Source organism: Hominibacterium faecale (genome assembly GCF_020734085.1).
Taxonomy (GTDB): Bacteria; Bacillota; Clostridia; order Peptostreptococcales; family Anaerovoracaceae; genus Hominibacterium; species Hominibacterium faecale.
The window spans coordinates 102126-125490 of sequence record NZ_JAJAGH010000009.1 but is presented as its reverse complement, the minus strand read 5'-3'; the positions used below and the strand labels follow the sequence as shown (position 1 = coordinate 125490).

At 46.3% G+C, this 23365-nt stretch carries 39 protein-coding genes; 38 read left to right on the top strand and 1 reads right to left on the bottom strand.

Translation table 11 applies throughout. The annotated features are described in order from the left end of the window. Nucleotides 1-49 precede the first annotated feature (49 nt). From LG211_RS13690 to LG211_RS13680, 3 genes are all read left to right on the top strand, one after another. Entirely contained in the window at nt 50-244 is a 195-nt protein-coding gene (locus LG211_RS13690) for a helix-turn-helix transcriptional regulator (protein WP_269477794.1), read from the top strand. An 85-nt stretch (nt 245-329) separates the two neighbouring features. After that, entirely contained in the window at nt 330-995 is a 666-nt protein-coding gene (locus tag LG211_RS13685) for a Rha family transcriptional regulator (RefSeq protein WP_269477793.1), read from the top strand. Between the two features lie 12 nt (nt 996-1007). Beyond that, nucleotides 1008-1193 (top strand): hypothetical protein, encoded by a 186-nt coding sequence (locus LG211_RS13680; RefSeq protein ID WP_269477792.1) that lies wholly within the window; start codon nt 1008-1010, stop codon nt 1191-1193. Here the strand turns inward: LG211_RS13680 and LG211_RS13675 are convergent. Further along, nucleotides 1188-1568, bottom strand: coding sequence for a DUF2513 domain-containing protein (locus tag LG211_RS13675; protein WP_269477791.1), 381 nt, complete (start codon nt 1566-1568; stop codon nt 1188-1190). The genes LG211_RS13680 and LG211_RS13675 overlap by 6 nt on opposite strands. Nucleotides 1569-1658: 90 nt before the next feature. Between LG211_RS13675 and LG211_RS13670 the strand changes: the two genes are divergently transcribed. The 35 genes from LG211_RS13670 to LG211_RS13500 all read left to right on the top strand — a co-directional run bounded on the left by LG211_RS13670 (nt 1659) and on the right by LG211_RS13500 (nt 23356). After that, on the top strand, nt 1659-1847 hold the full coding sequence (locus tag LG211_RS13670) for a hypothetical protein (RefSeq protein ID WP_269477790.1): 189 nt from the start codon (nt 1659-1661) through the stop codon (nt 1845-1847). Then, complete coding sequence (locus LG211_RS13665) at nt 1841-2029, top strand: hypothetical protein (RefSeq protein WP_269477789.1); 189 nt, start codon at nt 1841-1843, stop codon at nt 2027-2029. The genes LG211_RS13670 and LG211_RS13665 overlap by 7 nt, the downstream gene beginning before the upstream one ends. Nucleotides 2030-2103: 74 nt before the next feature. Beyond that, nucleotides 2104-2301, top strand: coding sequence for a hypothetical protein (locus tag LG211_RS13660; protein ID WP_269477788.1), 198 nt, complete (start codon nt 2104-2106; stop codon nt 2299-2301). A 37-nt stretch (nt 2302-2338) separates the two neighbouring features. Continuing rightward, nucleotides 2339-2650 (top strand): HTH domain-containing protein, encoded by a 312-nt coding sequence (locus tag LG211_RS13655; RefSeq protein WP_148397367.1) that lies wholly within the window; start codon nt 2339-2341, stop codon nt 2648-2650. Then, nucleotides 2637-2882 (top strand): hypothetical protein, encoded by a 246-nt coding sequence (locus LG211_RS13650; protein ID WP_269477787.1) that lies wholly within the window; start codon nt 2637-2639, stop codon nt 2880-2882. Before LG211_RS13655 ends, LG211_RS13650 begins: the two co-directional genes overlap by 14 nt. 2 nt (nt 2883-2884) lie before the next feature. Next, entirely contained in the window at nt 2885-3511 is a 627-nt protein-coding gene (locus tag LG211_RS13645; RefSeq protein WP_269477786.1) for a Sak single strand annealing protein, read from the top strand. Continuing rightward, nucleotides 3504-3788 carry a hypothetical protein gene (locus LG211_RS13640; RefSeq protein WP_269477785.1) on the top strand — a complete coding sequence of 95 codons (285 nt, stop codon included), beginning with the start codon at nt 3504-3506 and terminating at the stop codon, nt 3786-3788. The genes LG211_RS13645 and LG211_RS13640 overlap by 8 nt, the downstream gene beginning before the upstream one ends. Next, nucleotides 3785-4126 carry a hypothetical protein gene (locus LG211_RS13635; RefSeq protein ID WP_269477784.1) on the top strand — a complete coding sequence of 114 codons (342 nt, stop codon included), beginning with the start codon at nt 3785-3787 and terminating at the stop codon, nt 4124-4126. The genes LG211_RS13640 and LG211_RS13635 overlap by 4 nt, the downstream gene beginning before the upstream one ends. A 41-nt stretch (nt 4127-4167) precedes the next feature. After that, on the top strand, nt 4168-4710 hold the full coding sequence (locus tag LG211_RS13630; RefSeq protein WP_269477783.1) for a hypothetical protein: 543 nt from the start codon (nt 4168-4170) through the stop codon (nt 4708-4710). A 13-nt stretch (nt 4711-4723) separates the two neighbouring features. Continuing rightward, complete coding sequence (locus LG211_RS13625; RefSeq protein WP_269477782.1) at nt 4724-5452, top strand: conserved phage C-terminal domain-containing protein; 729 nt, start codon at nt 4724-4726, stop codon at nt 5450-5452. After that, entirely contained in the window at nt 5430-5960 is a 531-nt protein-coding gene (locus LG211_RS13620; RefSeq protein ID WP_269477781.1) for a replicative helicase loader/inhibitor, read from the top strand. The genes LG211_RS13625 and LG211_RS13620 overlap by 23 nt, the downstream gene beginning before the upstream one ends. Then, nucleotides 5953-6255, top strand: a complete 303-nt coding sequence (locus LG211_RS13615) for a nucleoside triphosphate pyrophosphohydrolase family protein (protein WP_269477780.1) — start codon at nt 5953-5955, stop codon at nt 6253-6255. Before LG211_RS13620 ends, LG211_RS13615 begins: the two co-directional genes overlap by 8 nt. Then, nucleotides 6230-6640 (top strand): single-stranded DNA-binding protein, encoded by a 411-nt coding sequence (locus tag LG211_RS13610; RefSeq protein ID WP_269477779.1) that lies wholly within the window; start codon nt 6230-6232, stop codon nt 6638-6640. Before LG211_RS13615 ends, LG211_RS13610 begins: the two co-directional genes overlap by 26 nt. Nucleotides 6641-6650: 10 nt before the next feature. Continuing rightward, nucleotides 6651-6905: a hypothetical protein gene (locus tag LG211_RS13605; protein WP_269477778.1), complete on the top strand. Its 255-nt coding sequence runs from the start codon at nt 6651-6653 to the stop codon at nt 6903-6905. Further along, nucleotides 6902-7249: a RusA family crossover junction endodeoxyribonuclease gene (locus LG211_RS13600; RefSeq protein ID WP_269477777.1), complete on the top strand. Its 348-nt coding sequence runs from the start codon at nt 6902-6904 to the stop codon at nt 7247-7249. Before LG211_RS13605 ends, LG211_RS13600 begins: the two co-directional genes overlap by 4 nt. A gap of 137 nt (nt 7250-7386) precedes the next feature. After that, complete coding sequence (locus LG211_RS13595) at nt 7387-8310, top strand: radical SAM protein (protein WP_269477776.1); 924 nt, start codon at nt 7387-7389, stop codon at nt 8308-8310. A 25-nt stretch (nt 8311-8335) separates the two neighbouring features. Further along, nucleotides 8336-8524: a hypothetical protein gene (locus LG211_RS13590; RefSeq protein WP_269477775.1), complete on the top strand. Its 189-nt coding sequence runs from the start codon at nt 8336-8338 to the stop codon at nt 8522-8524. A 196-nt stretch (nt 8525-8720) separates the two neighbouring features. Next, nucleotides 8721-9116, top strand: coding sequence for an RNA polymerase sigma factor (locus LG211_RS13585; protein ID WP_269477774.1), 396 nt, complete (start codon nt 8721-8723; stop codon nt 9114-9116). Between the two features lie 237 nt (nt 9117-9353). Further along, nucleotides 9354-9584 carry a hypothetical protein gene (locus LG211_RS13580; protein ID WP_269477773.1) on the top strand — a complete coding sequence of 77 codons (231 nt, stop codon included), beginning with the start codon at nt 9354-9356 and terminating at the stop codon, nt 9582-9584. Between the two features lie 293 nt (nt 9585-9877). Continuing rightward, nucleotides 9878-10666 carry a terminase small subunit gene (locus LG211_RS13575; RefSeq protein WP_269477772.1) on the top strand — a complete coding sequence of 263 codons (789 nt, stop codon included), beginning with the start codon at nt 9878-9880 and terminating at the stop codon, nt 10664-10666. Then, on the top strand, nt 10651-11952 hold the full coding sequence (locus tag LG211_RS13570; protein ID WP_269477771.1) for a PBSX family phage terminase large subunit: 1302 nt from the start codon (nt 10651-10653) through the stop codon (nt 11950-11952). The genes LG211_RS13575 and LG211_RS13570 overlap by 16 nt, the downstream gene beginning before the upstream one ends. Beyond that, entirely contained in the window at nt 11949-13355 is a 1407-nt protein-coding gene (locus LG211_RS13565) for a phage portal protein (protein WP_269477770.1), read from the top strand. Before LG211_RS13570 ends, LG211_RS13565 begins: the two co-directional genes overlap by 4 nt. After that, nucleotides 13348-14925 carry a minor capsid protein gene (locus LG211_RS13560; RefSeq protein ID WP_269477769.1) on the top strand — a complete coding sequence of 526 codons (1578 nt, stop codon included), beginning with the start codon at nt 13348-13350 and terminating at the stop codon, nt 14923-14925. Before LG211_RS13565 ends, LG211_RS13560 begins: the two co-directional genes overlap by 8 nt. After that, complete coding sequence (locus tag LG211_RS13555; RefSeq protein WP_269477768.1) at nt 14915-15205, top strand: hypothetical protein; 291 nt, start codon at nt 14915-14917, stop codon at nt 15203-15205. Before LG211_RS13560 ends, LG211_RS13555 begins: the two co-directional genes overlap by 11 nt. A 53-nt stretch (nt 15206-15258) precedes the next feature. Further along, nucleotides 15259-15450, top strand: a complete 192-nt coding sequence (locus LG211_RS13550; RefSeq protein WP_269477767.1) for a hypothetical protein — start codon at nt 15259-15261, stop codon at nt 15448-15450. 103 nt (nt 15451-15553) lie between these two features. Further along, nucleotides 15554-16234, top strand: coding sequence for a DUF4355 domain-containing protein (locus LG211_RS13545; protein ID WP_269477766.1), 681 nt, complete (start codon nt 15554-15556; stop codon nt 16232-16234). A 15-nt stretch (nt 16235-16249) separates the two neighbouring features. Further along, nucleotides 16250-17287, top strand: coding sequence for a coat protein (locus LG211_RS13540; RefSeq protein ID WP_269477765.1), 1038 nt, complete (start codon nt 16250-16252; stop codon nt 17285-17287). Nucleotides 17288-17292: 5 nt separating this feature from the next. Beyond that, nucleotides 17293-17634 carry a phage head-tail connector protein gene (locus LG211_RS13535; protein WP_269477764.1) on the top strand — a complete coding sequence of 114 codons (342 nt, stop codon included), beginning with the start codon at nt 17293-17295 and terminating at the stop codon, nt 17632-17634. After that, the gene (locus LG211_RS13530; protein WP_269477763.1) at nt 17588-17956 is read left to right on the top strand and encodes a hypothetical protein; all 369 of its coding nucleotides are present in this window, start codon (nt 17588-17590) and stop codon (nt 17954-17956) included. The genes LG211_RS13535 and LG211_RS13530 overlap by 47 nt, the downstream gene beginning before the upstream one ends. Then, nucleotides 17953-18471 carry an HK97-gp10 family putative phage morphogenesis protein gene (locus LG211_RS13525; protein ID WP_269477762.1) on the top strand — a complete coding sequence of 173 codons (519 nt, stop codon included), beginning with the start codon at nt 17953-17955 and terminating at the stop codon, nt 18469-18471. Before LG211_RS13530 ends, LG211_RS13525 begins: the two co-directional genes overlap by 4 nt. Then, a complete protein-coding gene (locus LG211_RS13520) occupies nt 18468-18833 on the top strand; it encodes a hypothetical protein (protein WP_269477761.1) in 366 nt (121 codons plus the stop codon). Before LG211_RS13525 ends, LG211_RS13520 begins: the two co-directional genes overlap by 4 nt. 15 nt (nt 18834-18848) lie before the next feature. Continuing rightward, nucleotides 18849-19259 carry a phage tail tube protein gene (locus tag LG211_RS13515; protein ID WP_269477760.1) on the top strand — a complete coding sequence of 137 codons (411 nt, stop codon included), beginning with the start codon at nt 18849-18851 and terminating at the stop codon, nt 19257-19259. 14 nt (nt 19260-19273) lie between these two features. After that, complete coding sequence (locus LG211_RS13510; RefSeq protein WP_269477759.1) at nt 19274-19726, top strand: DUF6096 family protein; 453 nt, start codon at nt 19274-19276, stop codon at nt 19724-19726. A 74-nt stretch (nt 19727-19800) separates the two neighbouring features. Further along, complete coding sequence (locus LG211_RS13505) at nt 19801-20118, top strand: hypothetical protein (protein ID WP_269477758.1); 318 nt, start codon at nt 19801-19803, stop codon at nt 20116-20118. Next, nucleotides 20108-23356 carry a phage tail protein gene (locus LG211_RS13500; RefSeq protein WP_269477757.1) on the top strand — a complete coding sequence of 1083 codons (3249 nt, stop codon included), beginning with the start codon at nt 20108-20110 and terminating at the stop codon, nt 23354-23356. Before LG211_RS13505 ends, LG211_RS13500 begins: the two co-directional genes overlap by 11 nt. Nucleotides 23357-23365: the final 9 nt, after the last annotated feature.

The following is a 23365-nucleotide window of genomic DNA, read 5'->3' as shown; positions in this document are numbered from 1 at the left end:
CAAATAATTTATAGTCGACTATAATCATAAACAAGGAGGTGGTAACAAAATGCAATTTAATAATGTAAAGACTATTCGAGAAGAAAAAGGGCTCTCCCAGCTTCAACTGTCCGAATTGTCAGGCGTAGGAAGGATAACTATTTGTAGGCTGGAAACCGGGAAACTAGAAGAAACTACCGTTGGTACACTGACAAAGCTGGCAAATGCGCTAGACGTAAAAGTCGATGATCTTATTGGCTTATAATTTTTTTTAATCAACATTTACAGTCGACTATAAATATCGATTGAAGAAACAGTAATAACAATTTTATTAATTAACATTTGAGGAGGTGAAAACAATTACGGACTTAGTAACAGAAATCAGAGGCAAACCAGTGACGAGCAGCCGGAAGGTGGCCAAAGCCTTTGGCAAAAATCACGATGATATCTTAAAGAATATTAGGAGGCTAGAAGATTCGCTCGGCAAAATATCCGAGCCAAACTTACCAAAGGCAGAAATTCAATTTTATAACTCTACCTACAAAAGCAGAGGAAAGCAATACCCAGAATATTTAATGAACCGAGATGCGTTTTCGCTGTTGGTGATGGGGTTTACAGGCAAGAAGGCTCTTGCATGGAAGCTGAAGTATATTAATGCATTTAATGAAATGGAAGCCTTCATTCAGTCTCTACAGCAGGCTAAAATGGAGTTCCCGGCCTTCACAAAGGCGATCATAGAGGCCCACGAAGAACCAAAACACTACCATTTCAGCAATGAAATCAACATGATCAATCGAATCGTGTTGGGTGTGTCAGCGGCGAAGTTTAAAGAACAGAACGGAATCGACAAAAAGGTTCATTCCATTCGCCCGTATTTAGAACTGGAGCAGATCACAATGATTGAAGAATTACAGCGTATTGACATCGGCTTGATTGTGGCAGGTATGGAATATGAGGAAAGAAAACGAATTTTGCAGGTAGCATATCAGAAAAGATCGCTGGCATTTGCAGGATAGGAGGCGAGGAAATTGAAATATCTACTGAAAGAAAGCGACAATAAGTTTTCTCTAAAATTAGGAGAATCAGAAATCGGAGGGATAAACAAATATAAAATTGCATCTTGTGGAGACAAACGATTCTTACAACTGGAAATATCCTTTGAAATTCTAAAAGAAAACTTTGAGCTATCATTAAAAAAAGAGATTAAATCATAAGCCCATTTGTGTCTTAACTAAGTTAGAGATCACCTGTGCAGCAACATTACTTGCGATGCTGAGGGAGGCAGACGAGAGTTTGGATAACACTCCTTTAGTTTGTTTCCATACTCCGTCATCACGAATATTGTCTAAAAATTTATGGCCTTCCCAAGTTATTGAAGTGATATGGACATCCGGCGTACCTCTATCTAGAAAGCGGCTTACTTCGGCATCTAAATAATCGGCCTGCGCCAACTTTTCGGCAGCATATACGATTTCATCTTGGGTGTAGCCGGGCAGTTCAATCGAGTTGGCCAATGCGTAAGTTCCATATGTGACATTTTCTTCAATGAAGAGTAGTAAGTCTCTAACGCAATCATGGTTCAATTTCATAATATTCAACCGTCCTTTCCACCATATTCTACCAGAACCGTCAGGAAAGGACAAGTACAAGAAAACAGGATAAGAAAAGAGGTGATGAATATGGACAAGCATATGTTGATCGGGCCAAAAGAATTTAAAGAGCTCTATGCGCCACAACTTGGCGTTGAAACCATACGGGAAATTTTCAGGAAAGATGATTTTCCATCTGTTCTGATCGGGAAGCGGCGACTGACGACGAGGGCGGCCGCAGAGACTTGGCTGGAAAGCGTAGGTGAAAAACCATGTTAGCAACAATTTTAGTTTCCGGCCTTGTGAGCCTGGCCGTTTCATTGGTATTAGCTCGCATGATGGCAAAAGAAATGGTCAAAATGCTGGGCGAGATCGAGGCCACAGAGAAAGCGCGCCAGGAAGACCTGCTGAACATATCTGTAGATGCAATCAGCAGGATGAAGAACGGAGGCAGTGCATGAAATGGTACAACTACATAATCGGTCTGTTGCTCCTGGTGCTGATGGGGCTGGGAGAAGGGTGAAAGGAGAAGAATATGATTCAGGTAACATTTGATGTCGGATATCCAGCGGTTGAGTTTGAATTTGCAACGCTGGATGATGCGAAACAGTTTATGGATACCGCCCTAACAACATATGTACGCAAGAAAGAAGAGGAAGAACTTTGCATAAAGCTGAAGTACATAAAAAATGTGCCAGAGGGCGGCAACCCTACAATGGCACACAACAAATAAATCAATTACAGGATACCTCAAGTAAAGGAGGTTGTCAATGAGAGAAGAACTTTTGAAATTGATGCTTCATCAAGCTGATAAGGAGCATCCGGTTACACGGGAACAAATTAGCAGACAGTTTTGCGTGGGCGATCGTACTGCAAGAAAAATGATTGAAGCCTTGAGAGAGCAAGGCGTTCGAGTCTGCGGACTGAATGAGCAGGAAGGATACTGGATCGCCAAAACGCAAGAAGAATATGAACGCTTTCGCCGTGACTATGCGTCAAAAGCGGCAACCATCTTTCGGCGAATGAAAAATATGGACAATCAGTCCGAAGAAGGGCAGGTGACATTCCTTGATCTGCTATAACGATGCAAACGCCGTGGCGAATGAATCTGCTGCGGCCAGATACACAAATCACGAACCACCGACCCTTTGTGACTGCGGGAGCATAGCGGAGCATGGGCAGGTATATTGTCCGGTGTGCAGAACGAATATAAGAACCGCTTATGAGCTGGCGATTTACTTTTTAGAGAAATATAACGGCGTGGATCGGGAAACGGCGATCAGCCAGCTGGTTTATCAAATCGAGGAGGACTAAACATGGAAAACTATTTCAATCAACTGAATCAGATCAATGTAAACGATAAGACCGAGAAAAAGGCCAATTTAACCTATTTATCATGGGCCTGGGCCTGGGCGGAGGTCAAGAAACTGTTCCCAGATGCCAACTATACGATTTATGAGAATGACCTGGGGTGGAATTATCATACCGACAACAACACCTGCTGGGTGAAAACCGGCGTAACCATCAATGGAATTGAGCATATTGAATATCTTCCAGTGATGGACTATAAAAACAAGTCGATTCCCCTTGCCAGCGTCACCAGCTTTGACGTGAACAAGGCAATCCAGCGGTCTCTGACCAAAGCATGTGCAAGACACGGACTGGGCCTTTACATCTATGCAGGAGAAGATTTGCCGGAGAAGCAAGACGGGAACCCTGGACCGCAAAAACAAGATGTCTATGCGGAGGATAGGAACAAGCCGATCAGCGAAGCGCAGGCAGCAAAGCTGGCAGAGCTTTTGGAGCGTACCAATCGGAAAGCCGGCAGGCTTTACGACTACTACGGAATCAAAGATTTAAGCGAATTGACTCAATATCAGTATTCGCTCGCCCTAATTGGCAAAGTGGATGCCGCATATAAAAAAGGTGATACCAATGGCTGAATCAATCCTGCAAGTGGAAAAACGATGTTTCCTCAGCGGCCGGACGGATGCTCTTGAAAGGCACCATTGCTTTGGCGGGAATCCAAACCGGAAACTGTCTGAAAAATACGGCCTATGGGTCTGGCTGAATCACTGGCACCATAACGAGCCGCCCGCCGGAGCGCATCACAACAAGGAAGTGATGGACTACCTGCACCGGGAAGGGCAGAAACGGTTTGAAGAAATCCACGGAAGCCGAGATGACTTCATGCGGATATTTGGGAGGAACTTTTTATGAGCGGACTATTGATGATTAACGAGCTGAACGAGCATATGACCAAGCTGGCGGAAGGGGTTCGGCTGATGGCGAAGTACGGGAAAGAATTCGCAGAGGCGGAGCGGGCATATAAAGTGGAGCTGTCACAAGAAGCACTGAAGCTGCGGGACAAGGGTCTGCCGGTAACCCTCATCGACAAGGTGATCTATGGCAGTTGTGCGGACAAGCGGTTCAAGCGGGATGTAGCGGAAGTCATGTATAAGACAGCGCAGGAGAACGTCAACGCAACCAAGCTGCGGATACGGATTTTAGACGCTCAGATCAGCAGGGAGTGGGGCAGGAATGGGCCAAATGATTGAAGAGAAACGGATGCAGGATAGGAAATAGTTAGGAGGGTTATATGTACATACAAAGCGAAAGAGATTTAGAGGATTATATTTGTGAGAATATAGAGGATTTCAAACGATTTTTAACAAACGTAGTATTTGAGCATGACGACGGGATTAGCGATGTTAATTTTATTGGAAGGCAAGTTAATGTTGGGGGGAATTTTATCGATCTGCTTTTTGATTGCTGGGATAATGTTGAGGATGGACCCGGCACATTCGAAACCAGGACATTTGTTGTGGTAGAACTTAAACACAGGAATCTGTCACCAAACGATTTGTCGCAGTTATCAAAATACATGAATATGCTGGATGAATTGCAATTAAAAGACATTGACTATGAACTGGAGCCAACAAAAGGCATCTTATTAGGGCTGGATTTAGATGAAAATATGCAAGAGATTGAAATGTGTTTATCGAACGCATCACATGGGCGAGATCAAAATATTTATTTTGTTGCAATGGATACGAGCGTTATTTTTCGCAAAATCAGCTATTCCCATACTGATGAATTTGTGGAAAATCTCACCTTTGACAATAGGATTTTAGAGGTTTGAGAGGTGATGGGCCATGATGAAGGACCCGGCAGTCTTATTTTACCCATCCGACTTTTTAACGGGTACGATGTTTATGGATTATGACACAAAGGGACGGTATATAACACTACTTGCCTTGCAGCAGCAAACAGGACCAATCAAAGAAAAAAACTTCAAAGAAATATGCGGAGATAAATTTGAAGAGATTTCAGAAAAATTCCAACAGGATTCAAAAGGGGATTACTACAACAAAAGGATGAAATACGAAACCGACCGTCGCAAAAAGTTTACAGAATCAAGGCGTGCCAATGGTTCCAAGGGAGGACGACCACCAAAAGCAAAAGGAAAGCAAGGCGAAAGCTACGAAAAACCATTAGGTTTATCTACGGATAACCTAATGGGAAATGAAACAGAAATAGAAAAAGAAAATGAAAAAGGTCTTAATAAGGTGGGAGAAATGACAAGGGCGGTTTTGTCAAAATTAAACAGTCTTTGCGGGACCAGATATAAAGCGACAAGCGAGAAAACAAAAGGACTCGTAAAAGCACGGATGAACGAAGGATTTACCCTGGCAGACTTTGAGACGGTGATCGAGAAAAAAGCCGTTGAGTGGACAGGGACGGAGTATGAGAAGTTTTTAAGACCGGAAACCTTGTTTGGACCAAAGTTTGAAAGCTACCTGAATCAAAAAAGCATCAAGAAAGGCGGAAACAAGTTTCTGGACTACATAGGGGGACAACATGACGAAGGACGAAACAGCTAAGATATTGGCGATCTTAAACGCATATTACCCGGAGGTTGCAGCAGACCCACAGATTATGATTAACGCCTGGCACAAGATATTTGCAGATTACAATTACGCAGTGGTTGAACAGGCGGCCATGAACTTTGCGGCGGCGGACAGCCGGGAATATCCGAAGTTCCCGGTTCCGGGACAGATTAAAGCGCAGGTCGATCTGTTGAGTAAGACAGGAGACTCACCGGAAGAACTGTGGAACATCGTTTACAAGGCGATTTGCAATAGCGGGTACCGATCTCAAGAGGAATTTGAGAAGCTCCCTGTCTGCTGCCAAAGGTGGTTAGGAGGCGCAAGCGTACTGAAAGACCTTGGCATGACCGATACGGAGATCGTAAACACTGTGACCAGAGGGCAGTTTTTAAAGACGATCGGAGAGATCAAGGAGCGGCAGGAAGCGCAGGAGCAGTTACCGGATGAAGTAAGGCAGGCTCTAAATGAGGCTTTGCAGATAGGAGAACAAACGCATGAATAAGACAAAAACGCTTTGGAGCTTTGTCGAGCACTATGGATGTGATAAACAGCGAATGGTGGCCATCGAGGAAATGGCGGAGCTGACGAAAGCTCTGTGCAAGATCGACCGGGCGCAAACAGCTCAGGAGCTATGCGAAGCCATGAAACATGCACAAGAAGAGCTGGCGGATGTGGAAATCATGGCCGCCCAGTTAAAGTTGATGCTTGGCGAACAAGAAGTCAATAAAATCGTTTTAGAGAAGATACAGAGGCAGAAAGAGAGGATGGAACATGAACAATTGTGTGCTGATCGGTAGATTAACAAGAGAACCGGATGTGAGATATACAACAGATGGCATGGCGGTTGCCCGGTTCAGCGTGGCGATTGACCGGCCGGTGAAGTCTGGAAAAGAGAAACAGGCCGACTTCCCTAATGTGGTTGTGTTTGGAAAGCAGGCGGAGAACTGCGAACGCTTTTTAGTAAAAGGCAGGCTCGTGGGAATCCAAGGACGCATACAGACAGGAAAATATACCAACAAGGACGGGGCGACTGTATACACCACAGATGTTGTTGCGAATAACGTGGAATTTCTGGACTGGGGAGAATCGGAAAAAGAAACGACCGGAAGGCATAAATCTGATCGGCAGACGGAAGCTATCCCGGAAGGATTTCAAGCGCTGGATGAGGCGTGTCCGTTCTAGGAGGAAGAAAATGAAAGAGTTATCCAAAATACCGATTTTGAAACTGAATACCGAGCGTATCGCAACAGCGGCAGAAGTCGGAGGATGCTATTGTTTCAAGGGCGAAATACCAATGATGGAGTATTGTATCAACAAAAGGAACACGTTAATTCTAACTCGAAACAGGGGGTATCTGTTAGTGGGGCATCAGGAGCTTTCAACGCTGATTCGAGAGCTTCAAGATATACAGGGGGACTTAGAACGGATCAAACGGGTGGTATCGTGAACCTCGTAATCCACCAGATACCGCCCAGCGATAACAAATTCAAGGGCCGCAGGAACGTCTGGGAATACCGTACAGCAAAGAAAGAATGGCTTGATCTGCTGCTGTGGCTCTGCAAGGGAAAGGCACCGCAAAAACCGTTTGAGAGGGCCGTGGTGACGATTACATATTTCTTCCCGACACGGGGTAGACGTGACCCGGACAACTACAGCGGGAAGTTCATCCTCGACGGGCTTGTGCAGGCGGGAATCATACAGGACGACAGCTTTCGCTGCATTGACCTGCGGCTCCGGGGAGACTGGGACAAGCAGAACCCAAGAACAGAGGTAGAGATTTACGAACAATAGCGACCAAACGCCCGCCGGTAAACGTCAAATTCCATAGATAGGCGGGTTGGAATACATCATCCCCGCAGAGCAGCCGTTAAAACTCAGAGACCACAAGATATTTTAAAAAATGGCTCTGCGGGGAGGAAGGAGGGGGCATGAAGATAGGGTTGATCGATGTAGATGGACATAATTTCCCGAATTTGGCCATTATTAAATTGTCGGCATGGCATAAGAGCAAAGGCGACAGCGTGGAATGGTGGAACGGGCTTAAAACTTACGATTTGGTCTACAAAAGCAAGGTGTTTGATAAAACATACAGCGAGGATATAAAACACTGTATAAACGCAGATCAGATTGTTGAGGGTGGGACTGGGTACGATTTAAAAAATAAACTGCAAGACGAGATTGAACACATATACCCGGATTATAGCCTTTATCAAGTCGATAGCGATGATCAAGATTATGACCCTTTTGAAGTGAAAAATACAGCATACGGATTCTTAACAAGAGGTTGTCCCCGCAATTGCCCTTTTTGCATCGTAAGCAAAAAAGAGGGCAGCAGGAGCAAGCAGGTAGCCGACCTATCAGAATTTTGGAAGGAGCAGAGATACATAAAGCTACTTGATCCAAACTTATTGGCCTGTCGAAGTCATGAAAAGCTGCTGCGGCAGCTCGTAGACAGCGGGGCCTATGTGGATTTTACACAAGGCTTGGATATACGGCTGACGACAAAGGACAACATTGCACTCCTAAATAAAATCCGAACAAAGCGGCTGCACTTTGCCTGGGATAATCCAGATGAGGATTTAACAGAGTCCTTTAAAATCTTTGACCGACACGCACGCATTAAAGACCCAAGCAAGCGGATTGTATACGTTTTAACCAATTTCGGCAGCACCCACGAGCAGGACTTGTATAGGATTTATACTCTTAGGGATTTGGGATATAACCCTTACATTATGATTTTTGACAAACCACATGCACCGCAGCGCACTCGATTATTACAGCGATGGTGCAATAATCGAATAATATTTTGTGCAGAGCCAGATTTTAGTAAATATGATCCCAGCATGGGATAACCAGGGAGGAAGGAGGTAAGCGGTGATGACGGCTATAAAACAAGTAACCGGCATGGTATACGATGATGTGTCTAAAAAAATGAAAGTGACCACATTGACAGTGAGAGTTACACACGATATATACGGAAGCTCGTTAAGTCTTGAGGACGGAAAGACAATGTTGCAAATCCCGCTAGAGCCAATCGAGAAGATGTTAAAGAAGCCGAGGAGGTAGGAAATGTTAAGTAAAAGCCCCTGTAAATCCTGCCCCGAGCGCACCCCAGGCTGCCACACTCGCTGTCCGTACTACGCAGAGTATGAGCAGGCACAAAATGAGCGCAGAGAGCGGATTAAGGCAGAGCGGGCTAAAGATATAGGGTGGTCGGGGTATAAAAGGGATACGGTGGATAAGAGGGTGAGGAGGTAGAGTATTGACCAAAGAGCGGTTAAAAAAACTAAGAGCGCTACTTAAAGAAGCGGAGCATTTGAAGGAGAATATATCCCGTCCTGCATCACCAAACCGAATGGTAATTGATACGATACTTGACGGCAGCATGGGACGCCCGAGGCCCCAGCACATTGGTGGCCTGGGCCAAGAAAACTATGCCGAGTTACGGTACAAATACTGGAATAAACTCCATGCCATTCAGTCCGAAATTACAGAATTGGAACAGTGGCTGGATGGGGTGGAGGACCCGCAGACCAGGGATATTCTGCGGTTGCAATATATAAACGGGCTGACGCAGGAGGAGATTGCGGAGGAGCTGGGGTATAGTGTGCGGACGATTAAACGAAAATTACATAGCTTTTGGAAAGATGGCCTTTAATGTCCCTTTTTACCTGTGGTAATATGGTAGTAAGTTAAAAAGGCTTGATGTACTCCTTTGGCATAAATAGAACTGACAAAGATTTCTTGGGAACGGGGAGTTTTTGTTTTATCTTGTGATAAAAAGTATTAATTTGCAGCATGTGGTCAAATCCTTTTGTAATCTGCCATATTTTAGGGTATGATGGATATACCAAGTTAGTGGTGATTTATGTTAGTACGAAGGGAGATAGCGCATATGAATAACAAGAGAAGAAAAGCATTGAGTGAGATTTCCGACAAACTCAAAGTATTAAAGTCACAGTTAGAGGATATTGTTGGAGATGAAGAAGAATACATGGATAACATGCCCGAAAGTCTTCAGGGATCTGAAAAATATGATATTGCAGAACAAGCCTGCGATTCTCTATATGACGCAGTAAGCGGGATTGAAGAAGCTATATCAGCCATAGAGGAAGCAGCCCAATAAGATAATCAAGAGACAAGCCCCGTGCCTGTCTCTTTTTATATGCAACAACGCCCCTGAGCGGGCAGTATACCAGACAACGCCCTTTACGGGCAGCAGAGAAATGAGGTGAGCCCGGCTGTACATGCTGGGTAAAAAAGAAAACTCCCAGACCGCAGGCTACAATTGCCAGGGTGGGGAGTTTTTCTTCAATTCAGATGCCGACGTGGGTCCAGTACCCACCGCAAATGAATGTAGCTACAAAACAAGTATAACTTAAAACAGACAGACGATCAACAGCAAAGAGAGGTGGTGATGTGGACCTAAAAAACTATGAACTGGCGGAGCAGGATTACATGGATGGCATGAAGTACAAAGACATCGCCGCCAAGTACGAGGTCACCCTCAACACGGTGAAATCCTGGAAGACCAGGTACAAATGGGACAAAAAAGGTGTGCACACAAAAAAGCGAAAAGTACGCACACAAAAAATAGAGAAGCAGGAAGCGGCTGAAACCGTCGAGCAGGTCCTCACAAACGAAGACCTCAACGACAAGCAGCGGCTTTTTTGTTTGTATTACTCCAAGACCTTCAACGCGACGAAATCGTACCAGAAGGCGTATGGCTGCACCTACGAGTCAGCGATGGCCAGGAGCTGTCTGCTCATGAAGGACGAACGCATCAAGGAGGAGATCATGCGGCTCAAGCAGGCTAAGCTCAATAAAGCCATGCTGGAGCCAGAGGACATCTTTCAAAAATACATGGAGATCGCCTTTAGCGATATGACTGACTTTGTCAGCTTCGGCCGGGAGAAGGGCAGAAACACGGTCCACTTTCGGGAGTCCGATCAGGTGGATGGCACGCTGATCAGTGAGGTCAGCCAGGGCAAGGACGGCGCCAAGATCAAATTGGCGGATCGCATGAAAGCGCTGGACTGGCTGGCTGGCCATATGGACCTTGCCACACCGGAGCAGGCGGCCAGAGTCGAAAAGCTGCAAGCTGAAACGGCCCGTATTCGCGGCGAGGAGCCGGACGAACAGGCCGGAGACGATGGTTTTGTTGATGCGCTGAAAGCGGAGGCGAGCGAATTATGGGAAGACGAATAAAGCAGCCGGTCTTTCAGTTCCGGCCGTTCTCCAAGAAACAAAAAAAGATTCTTACCTGGTGGCTGCCGGAATCCCCGGTACATAACAGAGATGGCATTATAGCAGACGGCGCGATCCGGTCCGGCAAGACCGTGTCAATGGCGCTGTCTTTTGTATTCTGGGCGATGGAGTCCTTTAAAGAGCAAAATTTTGCCATGTGTGGCAAGACGATCGGGTCTTTCCGGCGTAACGTCCTGACCGTGCTCAAACTAATGCTCCGGAGCCGGGGCTACAAGGTGAAGGATCACCGGGCGGATAATCTGGTAGAGATCAGCCGGAAAGGCGTGACCAATTACTTCTACGTCTTCGGCGGCAAAGATGAAAGCAGCCAGGACCTGATCCAGGGTATTACCTTGGCGGGTGTGTTATTTGACGAGGTTGCCCTAATGCCGGAAAGCTTTGTCAACCAGGCAACGGCAAGATGCTCAGTAGATGGTTCAAAGTTTTGGTTCAACTGCAATCCTGCTGGTCCATTTCACTGGTTCAAAGTAAACTGGATCGACCGGGCAGAGGACAAAAATCTGGTTTACCTGCACATCTTGATGGACGACAATCTGTCTCTGTCGGAGGAGATCAAGGCCAGGTACCGGGCGCAGTATACGGGCGTATTTTACAAGCGATATATCCTTGGTCTGTGGGTCGTGGCCGAAGGCATTATCTATGACATGTTCGATGTGGCTAGGCATATCGTAAAGATCGTGGATATTCGGGACCAGTTCACCACATCTCGTTATGTATCCGTTGACTACGGGACGCAAAATGCCACGGTGTTTTTGCTGTGGAACAAAGCAGAAAGCGGTAAATGGTATTGCATAAAAGAATATTACTATTCCGGGCGAAAAGCCGAGCAACAGAAGACAGACCAACAATATGTCGAGGATATGCGGGAGTTTATCGGAACGACAAAGATCCGGGCAGTCATAGTGGACCCGTCAGCTGCATCTTTCATCGAGGCACTTACACAGGCAGGTTTCCCGGTGGTGCCAGGGCGCAATGATGTGATCGACGGTATCCGGACAGTGGCAGCACTATTAGGACAGGGCAAAATAGGCTTTACGGAAGACTGCCAAAATACGCAGGAGGAATTTACAGCATACTCTTGGGACCCGAAAGCTGCAGATCGGGGCGAAGACATTCCGATAAAACAAAATGACCACTGCATGGATGCGGTGCGATATTTCTGTTTTACGATTCTGGGCAACAAGAAAGCGGTCATAAGGAGCAAGAAGGCGAGAGGTTTACGATGAATAGGATTTTTACATATCCAAAAGAGAAATTCGAGCAGGGTATACTCAATAAGCGGATGATCACAAAGCTGATATCAAAACATCTGATGTATGAGGTGCCACGGCTACAGAAAAATAAAGACTATTACGACGGGGCACACGAGATCATGCGCAATGAAAGAAAAGAGGAAAGTGCGCCCAACCAAAAGACCGTTTGCAATCATGCGAAAGACATCGCAGATACTGCAAGCGGTTATTTTATGGGAAATCCTATCACATACGAGCAGGGAAAAGGCGAGGAAGAAACAGACATCACAAAACTTACAGATGCACTCGAGGCTGCCTGTACAGATGATGTGGATCAAGATAACGCACTGCTTTTGTCTATCTATGGCTGCTCGTATGAATATATCTACGTAGCAGAGGGAAAATCGGAGCTGACTGTAAGGAATCTGGACCCACGCAATGCCTTCGTTGTCTATGATGACACGATCGAGCGTAATGAGCTGTTTGGAGTTTACTATTATGTCAAGCGAGATGACATCAACGATACACGCCAGTATATCGCAACGATCTGCACAGCTACGAATATATTCCCTATGATCCTTTATCCGGACAAGTTGCCCGGAAAAATGCCGCCGGATAAAGAACCAAGCGAGCATCACTTGGGATATGTCCCCATAAACGAATATAAAAATAATAAATTCTGCATTGGTGATTTTGAGCAGCAGATCGGACTGATCGATGCGTACAATACCTTGATGGCAGATCGGGTGAATGATAAGGAACAGTTCATTGATGCGATCCTGGTCATTTACGGGGCTTTGCTGGGAGATACGCCGGAAGAGGCAAGAGAAGCCTACAGGGAACTGGGCGAAGAAAAGCTTTTGGAACTCCCCGCATCAGGAGCGAAAGCTGAGTATCTGACAAGGACTTTTGATGAGACTGGCGTTGAAACACTCCGAAAGGCTTTGAAGGAGGACATCTATACATTTTCCCACGTACCAAACCTGACGGATGAAAAATTTGCAGGCAACAGCTCCGGGGTTGCAATGGAGTACAAGCTTTTGGGGCTTGAGATGTTAACAAAGACCAAAGAGCGGTATTACCGGAAAGGGCTGAGAAAACGGATGCAGATATTCTGCCATTTTCTGGACCTGAAAGCGACATCGATCGACGCTGCATCCGTAGTGCCGACATTCAGCCGGGCACTACCGAAAAATCTCCTTGAGATTGCCCAGATGATCTCTACGCTGAAGGATTCGGTCAGCAAGAAGACGCTGATCAAACTGTTGCCGTTCGTGGAAGATCCAGACGGCGAGGTGGAAGCGGTAGAAAAAGAGGGGGAAGAAAGCATAAAGCGGCAGCAAAAACTCTTTGCCGTAGCAGCGAATGAACCACCAGATGGTGGAGAAGATGAATAATCAGGATTACTGGGAGCGGCGTAAAGCGCAGCAGATGTATGAAGACATGGAAAGTGCTGAGAAAATGGCACGCCAGTTATCGAGATTGTATCTGCAGGCTTCGAGGGATATCCAGGAGCAGGCTCGAAAAATCTTTGAGAAGTACCAGTCAAAGCACGGGATGACTAAAGCAGAGGCTGAGATGTTGCTGAAAGCTGTCAAGGACCCCGGTGACATCAATCAGCTGCTTGACCTACTAAAAAAGGATCCTAAAAATCAGGACCTCATAAAAGAAATTGAATCGCAAGCTTATGGAGCTAGAATCGGCCATTTAAACAATCTGTACAATCAGCTTGAGACTGTGGCTATGGCAATCTATGCAGAGCAGAACAAACGATTTTACGCCCTGCTTACGAAGCTGGCAAAGAAAGCATATTACAATTCAATCTTTGACATGCAGCAGTATTCTGGATACGGATTTTCCTTTAAAGTCCTGGACCAGAAAACCATTGAAAAGGCATTGAGTAGCAGATGGCATGGACAGAATTATTCAGAGCGTATCTGGGGAAATACCCAGAAGCTGGCAAAGAGTATTAGAAAAGAGATCATGCTCAACCTGCTCACAGGCAGGCCGCTCCGTGATGCGTCCCTTGCGATCGAAAAACGATTTGCAGCCGGATACAGCGAGGCAAGGCGGCTGGTAAGGACAGAGAGCGCATTTATCTGTAATCACATGCAGCTACAATCCTACGAGGCGAGCGGTATCAAAAAATATATCTATCTTGCGATCCTGGATTTAAAGACTTCTGCGGTCTGTCGTTCACTTGACAAGAAACGGTTTCCGGTGAGTGAAGCTACGCCTGGGAAGAACTATCCGCCCATGCACCCCTGGTGCCGATCAACGACCCTTGCGGATATGCCTGACGAATGGCTGCGGGATATGAAGCAATCTGCAATTGATCCGTCAACCGGAAAACGGATCACCGTGCCGGGGGACATGACTTATCAGCAGTGGTATGATAAGTTTGTTCGCGGAAGAACGGAAGCAGAAGAGAGAAAACACGAGAATCGCTTTATCGACAAGCAGCAGCATGAAAAGTACCGTGGTATCTTTGGTGATGATATCCCCGAAAGCCTTGAGAAGTTCCAGAGGTTGAAGTATAATAATCCTAAAGAGTGGGAGCGGTTAAAGGCCGCAAAGCAAGAGCGTCTCAACCAATTGGATTTCAGCCAGATGGATGCCCTGATCGGAAAGCTTGGAAACAAAGAAGTCCGGTCATGGTATAAGGCTCATGACGAAAAGATACCGAGCCTTATTGATAAATCACTTCCCCTTGAGCAGCAGGCAAGACAGGCGTGTGAGTTAAGACGAACCTATAAAAAGCAAGCAAGAGACCTGATGAAAGATCAAGAAGCAAGAAAGCTTTTGGATATGAAAAGACCGATACAGACTTTTGAAGATATCTTGAACCATAAACGCCAAAAGTACGGCCTTGAAGGGGAGGAAGCATGCAAGGATATTATCCGAAGCAGCACAACAACCAACAAAGAGTATGATAGGAAAGCTGGGGTGGATCGTGATGAAAAATAAAATAAACGCATATCAATCAGATGCCAGACAGGAAGAAGTGGGATTTACAAATTTCGAAAGAGTAGATGAGGCAATTCTGTTTGAGAGCATCATGAAAACTTTGCAGAATCGTGCAGGCGTTGAAATTGGGAGAAAGCAAACAGGTCCGTCTGAGGATTACTACAAATGTACGATAGACGGATTGGAGTTCACGCTATTCTATGATATTGATTACGGCGTTTCCATATATGCGGAAGACTCGATTACGAGAGAAAAAATAATAACGTGTTTCAATAACTAAGCACTCCGGTGACCTTCGGGCCCGGGGTATTTTCTTGCAGGAAAGGAGGTTTTATGCAGGTAAACGTATTGAAAAGGTATGTGGACCGGTATACAAAAGAAATCAAAGAGGCCGGTGCCACATATGAATATCCGCAGCAACGGGCAAGAGAACTCGAAAATGCCGGATATGTTGAAGTTATTACAGAAGAAAAGCAGGGAGGTGAGAACGTGGGCTGTAAAAAAGGCGGAAAGAAAAAGAAATAAGGAGGGTAGCGGCACGCAGAAATGCGTGTATTTTTATGCTCCGAAACGAGGGTAAACTAGCAACGGCCTGGGCAAAAGAACGGGCTGGGGCGGAAAGGAAGAAATGGACAAATTAAACTATTTGAATGATTTAAGACGATTTATCCCTCTGATGGAAGGAAACGGAGGCGCAGGGGGCGGCGGAACGCCACCGGCAGACCCACCGGGCGGAGCGGATCCAAAACCACCGGCAGACCTGCCACCTGAACCGCAGACGTTTGATGCTGTCTTAAAGAACAAAGAGTTTCAGGCGGAATTTGACCGCCGACTACAAAAAGGCATACTGACGGCAGTCACAAAAGAACGGGAACGGCAGGAAGCCTTGGCAGACGAGCGTATCTCAGAAGCAGAGAAACTGAGCAAAATGACCGAGCTGGAACGAAAGGAATACAAACAGAAAAAAGCTACCGCAGAGCTTGAGCAAAGAGAAAAGGATCTTGCAAGGCGTGAAATGATGGCAGAAGCAAAAGCCGCACTGGCAGAAAAGCAGCTTCCTGTAGCGCTGGCGGACGTTCTCGATTACTCGGATGCGGATAAGTGCAAAGGGTCTATTGAGGTAGTGGAACACGTATTCCGTGATTCGGTGCAGCAGGCAGTGGAAGAAAAGCTGAAAGGCGGGAAGCCGCCAAAGGCACCGGAAACAGAAGATATAACCAAAGAAGAATATTCCAAGCTGGGATATGAAGAAAAATTGAAACTGAAGATGGAGAAACCGGAGCTGTACAAGCAGCTGTCCGGTAAATAGGAAAGGAGCTAAACAATGGCAAAAGCAATTTTCGGCATCCCTTTTGATGACGAGATATTTATGGAAATGTGGAGTGAGGCACCAGACCCGTATCTGACCGCCATGATCGATTCGGGGGCAGTGGTGGAAGATGGGATCATTGCGCAACGTATCGCAAACAGCGGTAACCTCTATACGATCCCGTATTATGATGTCCTCGATGGAGATGACCAGAACTATGATGGTCAGACGGATATTACGGTAGCGGAAGTAGGCGGAGGCTCTCAGACCGGTATTGTTTATGGGCGTGCGAAAGGATTTTTTGCGCGGAACTTTACTGCAGAGCTGTCCGGGGCAGATCCGATGGGGCATATTGCCGGCAGCATTGCAAAGTATTGGCAGAAGCGCAGACAGCTGAAGCTGATCGGGATACTGGATGCGATTTTCGGCATCACAGGGAGTACCGGCAACGCAAAGAAGTGGGCAGATAACCATATCGTGGATCTTGGGTCCGCTACGGCAACACCAAAGAAAATTGAGGAAACCGACCTGAATGACCTGGCTACACAGGCATGCGGGGATCACAAGGACATGTTTAGTCTTGCGATCATGCACTCCAACGTGGCGAAGACACTGGAAAATAAACAGCTATTGGAGTATTGGAAGTACACTGATGCAAACGGTATCCAGAGACGCATGAACATTGCGGATATCAACGGCTATACCGCTATCATTGATGATGGTGTGCCGTGTGTCGATATTGGCGGGGCAGGAGATAATAAAGACCTGAAAAAGTACACCACCTACATTCTGGGCGCGGGCGTGATCCGTACGGCGAAAGGCCGTGTAGATGTACCAGTAGAAGCACACAGGGAGCCAAAGGAAAACGGCGGACAGGACGAACTGATCACAAGAATGAGGGAGACCCTTCATCCGAATGGTTTCAGTTTCAAGGTGCCATCCTCCAATTGGACCGAATCCCCAACAGACGCACAGCTTTTCAATAAGAGCAACTGGGAGATTAAATTCGATCCGAAATCTATTCCGATGGCTGCCCTGATTACAAACGGGTGATGCCAATGGAATTAGATAGGCTCGATGAATTAAAGATCCTGACAGGGGAGAGCGACGAACGGTTGCTCTCTCTTTTAGTTTCCAGGGCGGAGCGTTACGTGATGCGTTACACAAACCGGTCGATGATTATCCCTGCTCTGGAGGGCGTTGTTACAGACCTTGCCCTGATTGCATACAACCGGATGGGAACAGAAGGGGAGAGCAGCAGAAGTGAGGCGGGAGAGAGCTATTCTTTCGACGCTGCGCCAAAAGAAGTTTATGCTATTTTGAATCAGTATCGATTAGCGAGGTGTGGCGGATATGCGCATGAAGAAATCTCGGATGACGACGTACCATCTACGAAATAAGATAGTGGATGAAGACCGCGAAGGAGCATCCATTATTAGCTATGCGGATGCAAAGCAACTTCGTGGAGAAATTTGGCCGGCAGGAGGTAAGCTACAGACCGAGCAATATGGTAACCGAATCGACGCAATTATGAATTGCAAAGTTGCAGGAACTTATAAGATTGAGCAGGAAGGGAATCACTGCAAATATGCTTTTGCAGACTTTGAATTGCGGGAAGACGATGGAATCTGTATTTATGCAATGCCTGAATCAGATCCGGATTATCGTATTGTAGCCATAAAACCGTATAAGCCGCTTTACATGGAGGTGGAAAGGCTATGAGTAAAGATGGAGTCAGGGAGCTTTGCGTACAGCTGGATAAAATCGTTGCTAAGGCAACGAAAGCTGAATATGTCAAAGAAGCTGGCCAGTTTGTCCGGGGCGCCGCGGTCGAGAACTGCCCGGGGAACTCAGGGTATCTTAGACAAAATATCTTTTGCAATTTTGAAGAAACGGCCGAAGATGCCAAAAGTGAGGTTTATACCAATGTGTCCTATGGCGGTTTTGTTGAGCTGGGGACCGGTCCGAGAGGTGCGGCGGACCACGACGGGATATCCCCGAATATCACGCCAGCCTATACAATGGAACCTTGGTGGATCCATGAATCTCAGGTAGACCAGTGGGTCGCAGAGCAGTACCGATGGCCATATATCGACACGGACCAGGGGCGTTTCTATAAATGCTCCGGGCAACCGGCGAAGCCTTTCCTGTACCCGGCGCTCAAAGACAATGAACAGAAGGTCCTCCGGATCATGAAGGACGGCATGAATAACATTTTGAAAGGAGCAGGCAAATGATTAATGTAAAAGACCAGGTGTATGAAGCCTTGCGTTCTGTATGTGAGAATGTCAGTGACATTTATCCAAATGACTGGGAGAACTTCCCGGCCGTGCAGTATTTGGAAGAAGCCAATACTGTCTTTACGAAGACGGATGATGTGGAAAACCTGTCTCAAGTAAGATACCGCATCGATATCTGGGACCGTGGCAGCACGAGCCTGACCGCACTGAAAATTGACAAGGCGGTATCTGCTTTGGGGCTGGTTAGAGTTGAGTGCAAGGACGTGGAGGACCCAAGCCGCCACCGGCATAAGCAAATGCGGTACGAGGGAATTATCGATAACGAAACAGAGGTTGTTTACTGGGAAAACAACCGGTAAGAAAGGAGAAACAGCATGTTAGCGAATGGAGCAACATTAGAGGTAAAGAAAAGTGGTGAATCAACCTTTGCAAAGCTGCCAGGGTTGAAAGAACTTCCGGACGTGGGAGTCGAACCAGAAAAAGTGGAGAATACCACTCTTGAGGATGAAATTAAACAATATGAAAACGGAATTGGTGATCCGGGCGATATGACCTATAAATTCAAGTGGGATAATGGTGATGCAAAAGCATCTTACCGTATCCTGCGCGAATATGAGAAAACCGGGGAAACCGTATCGTTTAAAGAAACCTTGAAGGATGGCACTACAACAGAATTTGACGCGCAGGTGGCTGTAAAGCGAGCAGGCGCGGGCGTCAATGCGGCGATGGAGTTTGATCTGAACTTGTCTCTGCAAAGCAATCTCAAAATCACAGATCCAGCGTAAGGAGGTAACGTATCATGGATGAAAAAATGGAACAGGGCTTTGACGATATGGTGGAAGAAATAGAAACCGCGGTCGATATTCCAGTTAAAGAAGAAATGCCCAAAAGGCTGCCTTTTGCAACCTGGGAAGTGGGAGGCCAAACATACAAGTTAAAATTAACCGCATCAGCAGTATGCAAGCTTGAACAGAAGTATAAGCGGAACCTGTTGCTGTACATCACGGAGGATGGCCTGCCGCCACTCAGCGTCATGTTGACGGTCATTCAGGCGGCTATGCTGCAATATCAACATAAGATCAATTATTTAACCGTACAGAATCTGTATGATCGCTACACAGAGGAGGGCGGAGACCAGACGAAATTAATGAGCGATGTGCTGATGCCGCTCTTAGGTGCGTCAGGTTTTTTTACGCGGAATCAGATGGAGATTCTGACCGAGGAAATGAAGGATATGGATTCCGCACTGTAACAGATTTGCTTTATGCGGTTTACCCGAAAGCATTAAGCTGTGGTATTGGTGCGGCGGAGTTTTGGGAGCTGTCTATGGCGGAGATCGAAGCAACCTTGAATAGTCATTACCGAACGATTCGGCAAAAAGAAAAAGTAAATATTGAGCGGCTCTTTGTCTTGGCGGAAGCGATTGGCAGCAGAGTCGCTTATTTATTTGCGCAGAAGGAAGACCGTGCTGCAATGCAGGTGATTCAGCCTTGGGATATGTATCCGGAGCTATTTGCAGAAGAGCAGCAAATGGCAGAAAAAATGAAACAAGAATTGGAACTGCAAGAATATATCGAGGCCAGGAAGCAGCAGGCGGCAGCCTACAGCCGAAAAAGACAGGAGGTAGAACCAGATGAGTATTGATCTGCACAGATTGCAGGTAGAGATCACTGCGGAAATTAAAAAGTTCAAAAAGAAATGCGAAGAGGTCAAAGCCGAAGCCGAAGAAACCATGTCTACTGCAAATAAGGACCTGGAGAAGATCGGAGACACTGGCGTATCTGTTCAAGCGACTGCTCAATTGGAAGCGGTTAAAAAGGAGACCCAAACGATTGCTGATAAAGTAAAAGCGTTTGCAAAACAGGCGAAAATTGACGCAGGTCTCCTGGAACCCACAAAGGAGTATATCGAGCTTATAAAGAACATTCAGAAGGCGCAGGCCGAAGTCGATAAGTTAAAAGCGAAACAGGCCAGCCTGTCTGATAAAGATGCAAAGGTGATGACTGCTAGTTATGCTGCCTGTGCGGACCAGATTACAAAGATCGAAAAGAGGCTAGATGAGCTGATTGAGCAGCAGATCAAATGGGCGGAGCTGGGAGAATCCGTTACCGGTTCCGCGGCGTTTCAGCAGCTGGAAAAAGATATTGAATCAGCAAATTTGGAATTGAAAAAGTATCAAGATCGAATGGCGCAGATGGAAGCTTCTGGACAGGCATATTCTCCAGGCGACAAATTTGTGGAGCTGCAAAAGCAAATTCAGGCTGCGCAAGAGCAAGTGAAGCATTACCAGGCAGAACAAGGACAGATGTCTGCAGCTGGGAAGGATTATAAGCCTGCGCCTGATTCAGGAGGGGCCGGTCAGGCTGCAAAGGCATATGCGGCAGCAGGGAAGCGTGCGGCAGCAAGTGTGATTACAGAGGCCGCAAAGGTGCATCCTGCGCTGCAGAAAGCACTGACGCTTGCGCAGAAGTTCGGAAATGTTTCGAGGAAGGCGTTTAAAGGGGCAAGTATTGCAATCAAAGGGCTGACTGCTCCGCTTCGTGTATCTGTTTCCTGGCTCAAAAAACTTGCGTCTGGGTTTGGCAAGGTCTATCAAAAGATTCGACCGTTAATCCCCGGGCTGAATCGGACCAGATCATCGATGGATGGTTTAGGTCAAAGCTGCGGGAAGCTACTTGGTAGATTCGGAGCGCTTCGAATTACGGCGACCTATATGCTGGCCAGCTTCATGATCATGGGCGGAATTACCGCCATGAAGGAAGGTTTCAAGAGCTTATCACAGTACAGTGCAAAGACAAATTCTGACCTGTCTATGTTGATGTCAAGTTTGATCCAACTGAGGAATAGTCTTGCGACAGCGTTCGCGCCGATTCTATCGGTCGTGGCACCGATTCTCAATACGTTGATCGGCTGGCTTACATCGGCAACGACGGCGATTGCCCACTTCTTCGCGGCTTTGACTGGTCAGAGCAAAGTGGTCGTTGCAAAGAAGGTAAATACGGATTTTGCCAGCAGTGTTGCTGATACCGGAAGCGCGGCGGATGAGGCAAATAAAAAAGCAGAAAAGTACAAAAAGACCTTGCTGGGGTTTGACCAGATCAATAAGCTGGACGATCCGGCAAGTGACAGCGCTTCTGGTGGCACCGGAGCATCTGGCGGCGGCCTATCTCCCAACGACATGTTCGAGACTGTAGAAGTCGATAACAAGTGGTCCAACTGGGCAGATAAGGTCAAAGAGGCCTGGGCGAATGCAGATTTTACAGAGATTGGCTCCGTACTTGGCGGAAAGCTAAATGGTGCTTTGGCAAACATTCCGTGGGATGGGATCAAGGAAACAGTTAGGAAAATAGCGCAGAGCATTGCGACATTCCTGAATGGATTCATTGAAACTACCGATTGGGGGCTTGTTGGGAATACCCTTGCACAAGGTGTCAACACGGCGTTTGAATTTCTAAACTCTTTCGCACAGAGTTTTCATTGGGATTCATTGGGCAAGGCAATTGGAAGTGGTATAAATGGTTCGTTGACTGGTCTTGATTGGAATGTAATCAATAGCGCATGCGTCGGTATTGTGGGCGGAATTGCGACGACTCTGAATAATTTGCTCAAAACAACAAACTGGAAGCTACTTGGCGCATCCTTTGCAAATGCCTTCAACACAATTATAAATGCGGCTTATACATTTGTTAAAACGTTTGATTGGAAAAAATTTGGGACAGCAATCGGCAATGCGATTAATGGATTTATTACAAATTTGGATTTAGCAAAAGCCGGAAAGACCTTATCTGATGCAGTAAAAGGTATCCTTGATACTGCGATTAATATGGTGACAACGATAGACTGGAGCCAGATTGGACAGAAGATCGCGGACTTTATCTGCAGTATAGACTGGATCGGCGTTGCAAAGAAGATCATCACATTACTGGGAAATGCAATCCTTGGAGTGATGGAGCTTTTAGGTGGATTTATTGATCGCGTAGGCGAATATCTCGTTGATTATATTAAATCTGGGCAGGTTTGGAAGGACCTATTCAGCCTGGCAAAACTCACTTTTGAAATTTATATCAAGCTGCTAAAAAAGGGGTGGGATACACTCGCAAAATTTGTTGGCACTCTTGTAAGTGTTGGAATTTCTCTTATAAAGAGTGGTTGGACTGCATTGAGTTCTTTTGTTGGCGATAAGATTTCGGCGGCGGTATCACTTGTGAAGAATGGCTGGAATGCTTTGAAAGATTTTGTGGGTGATAAAGTGAGCGTGCTGGTCAGTAGGGTAAAAAACTGGACAACCTCAATATCCTCATGGGTCGGTAACAAGATGACACTGCTCATGTCTAGGAAGAAAAGCTGGACGAGTTCAATTGCTTCCTGGGTAGGAAGTAAAGTTACATTGCTGATGTCAAGAAAGAAGAATTGGACTGGTTCAATTTTAAGTTGGATATTGAACGGCGCCAAAAGTTTACTTCTGAAATTTAGTCTTCCCAAAATTGGAATTAAGTGGGGATCAAAAACGATTGCTGGTTTTAAGATCAGTTACCCAAATGGATTCTATACATATGCAAAGGGTGGCTTCCCGGAAGAAGGTCCATTCATGATGAACCGCGGTGAGATAGCCGGAAAATTCAGCAATGGAAAATCTGTCGTTGCGAATAATCAGCAGATCACTGACGGTATTGCTGCGGCGGTATACCGTGCAGAAATGGCAGTTCGTGCGAATGGAACTAATACGGATGGTATGTCCGCAGGCGAACTCAGGGCGCTGCTTTCTCAGGTATTGACTGAGTTAAAAGGACTTTCTTTCTATATAGGAGACGAAGAAATTGCGAGGCATGCCAGCAAGGGCCAAGAATTAATTGGCCGTCGATTCAATCCAGTAATAGGGTAGGTGAAATGA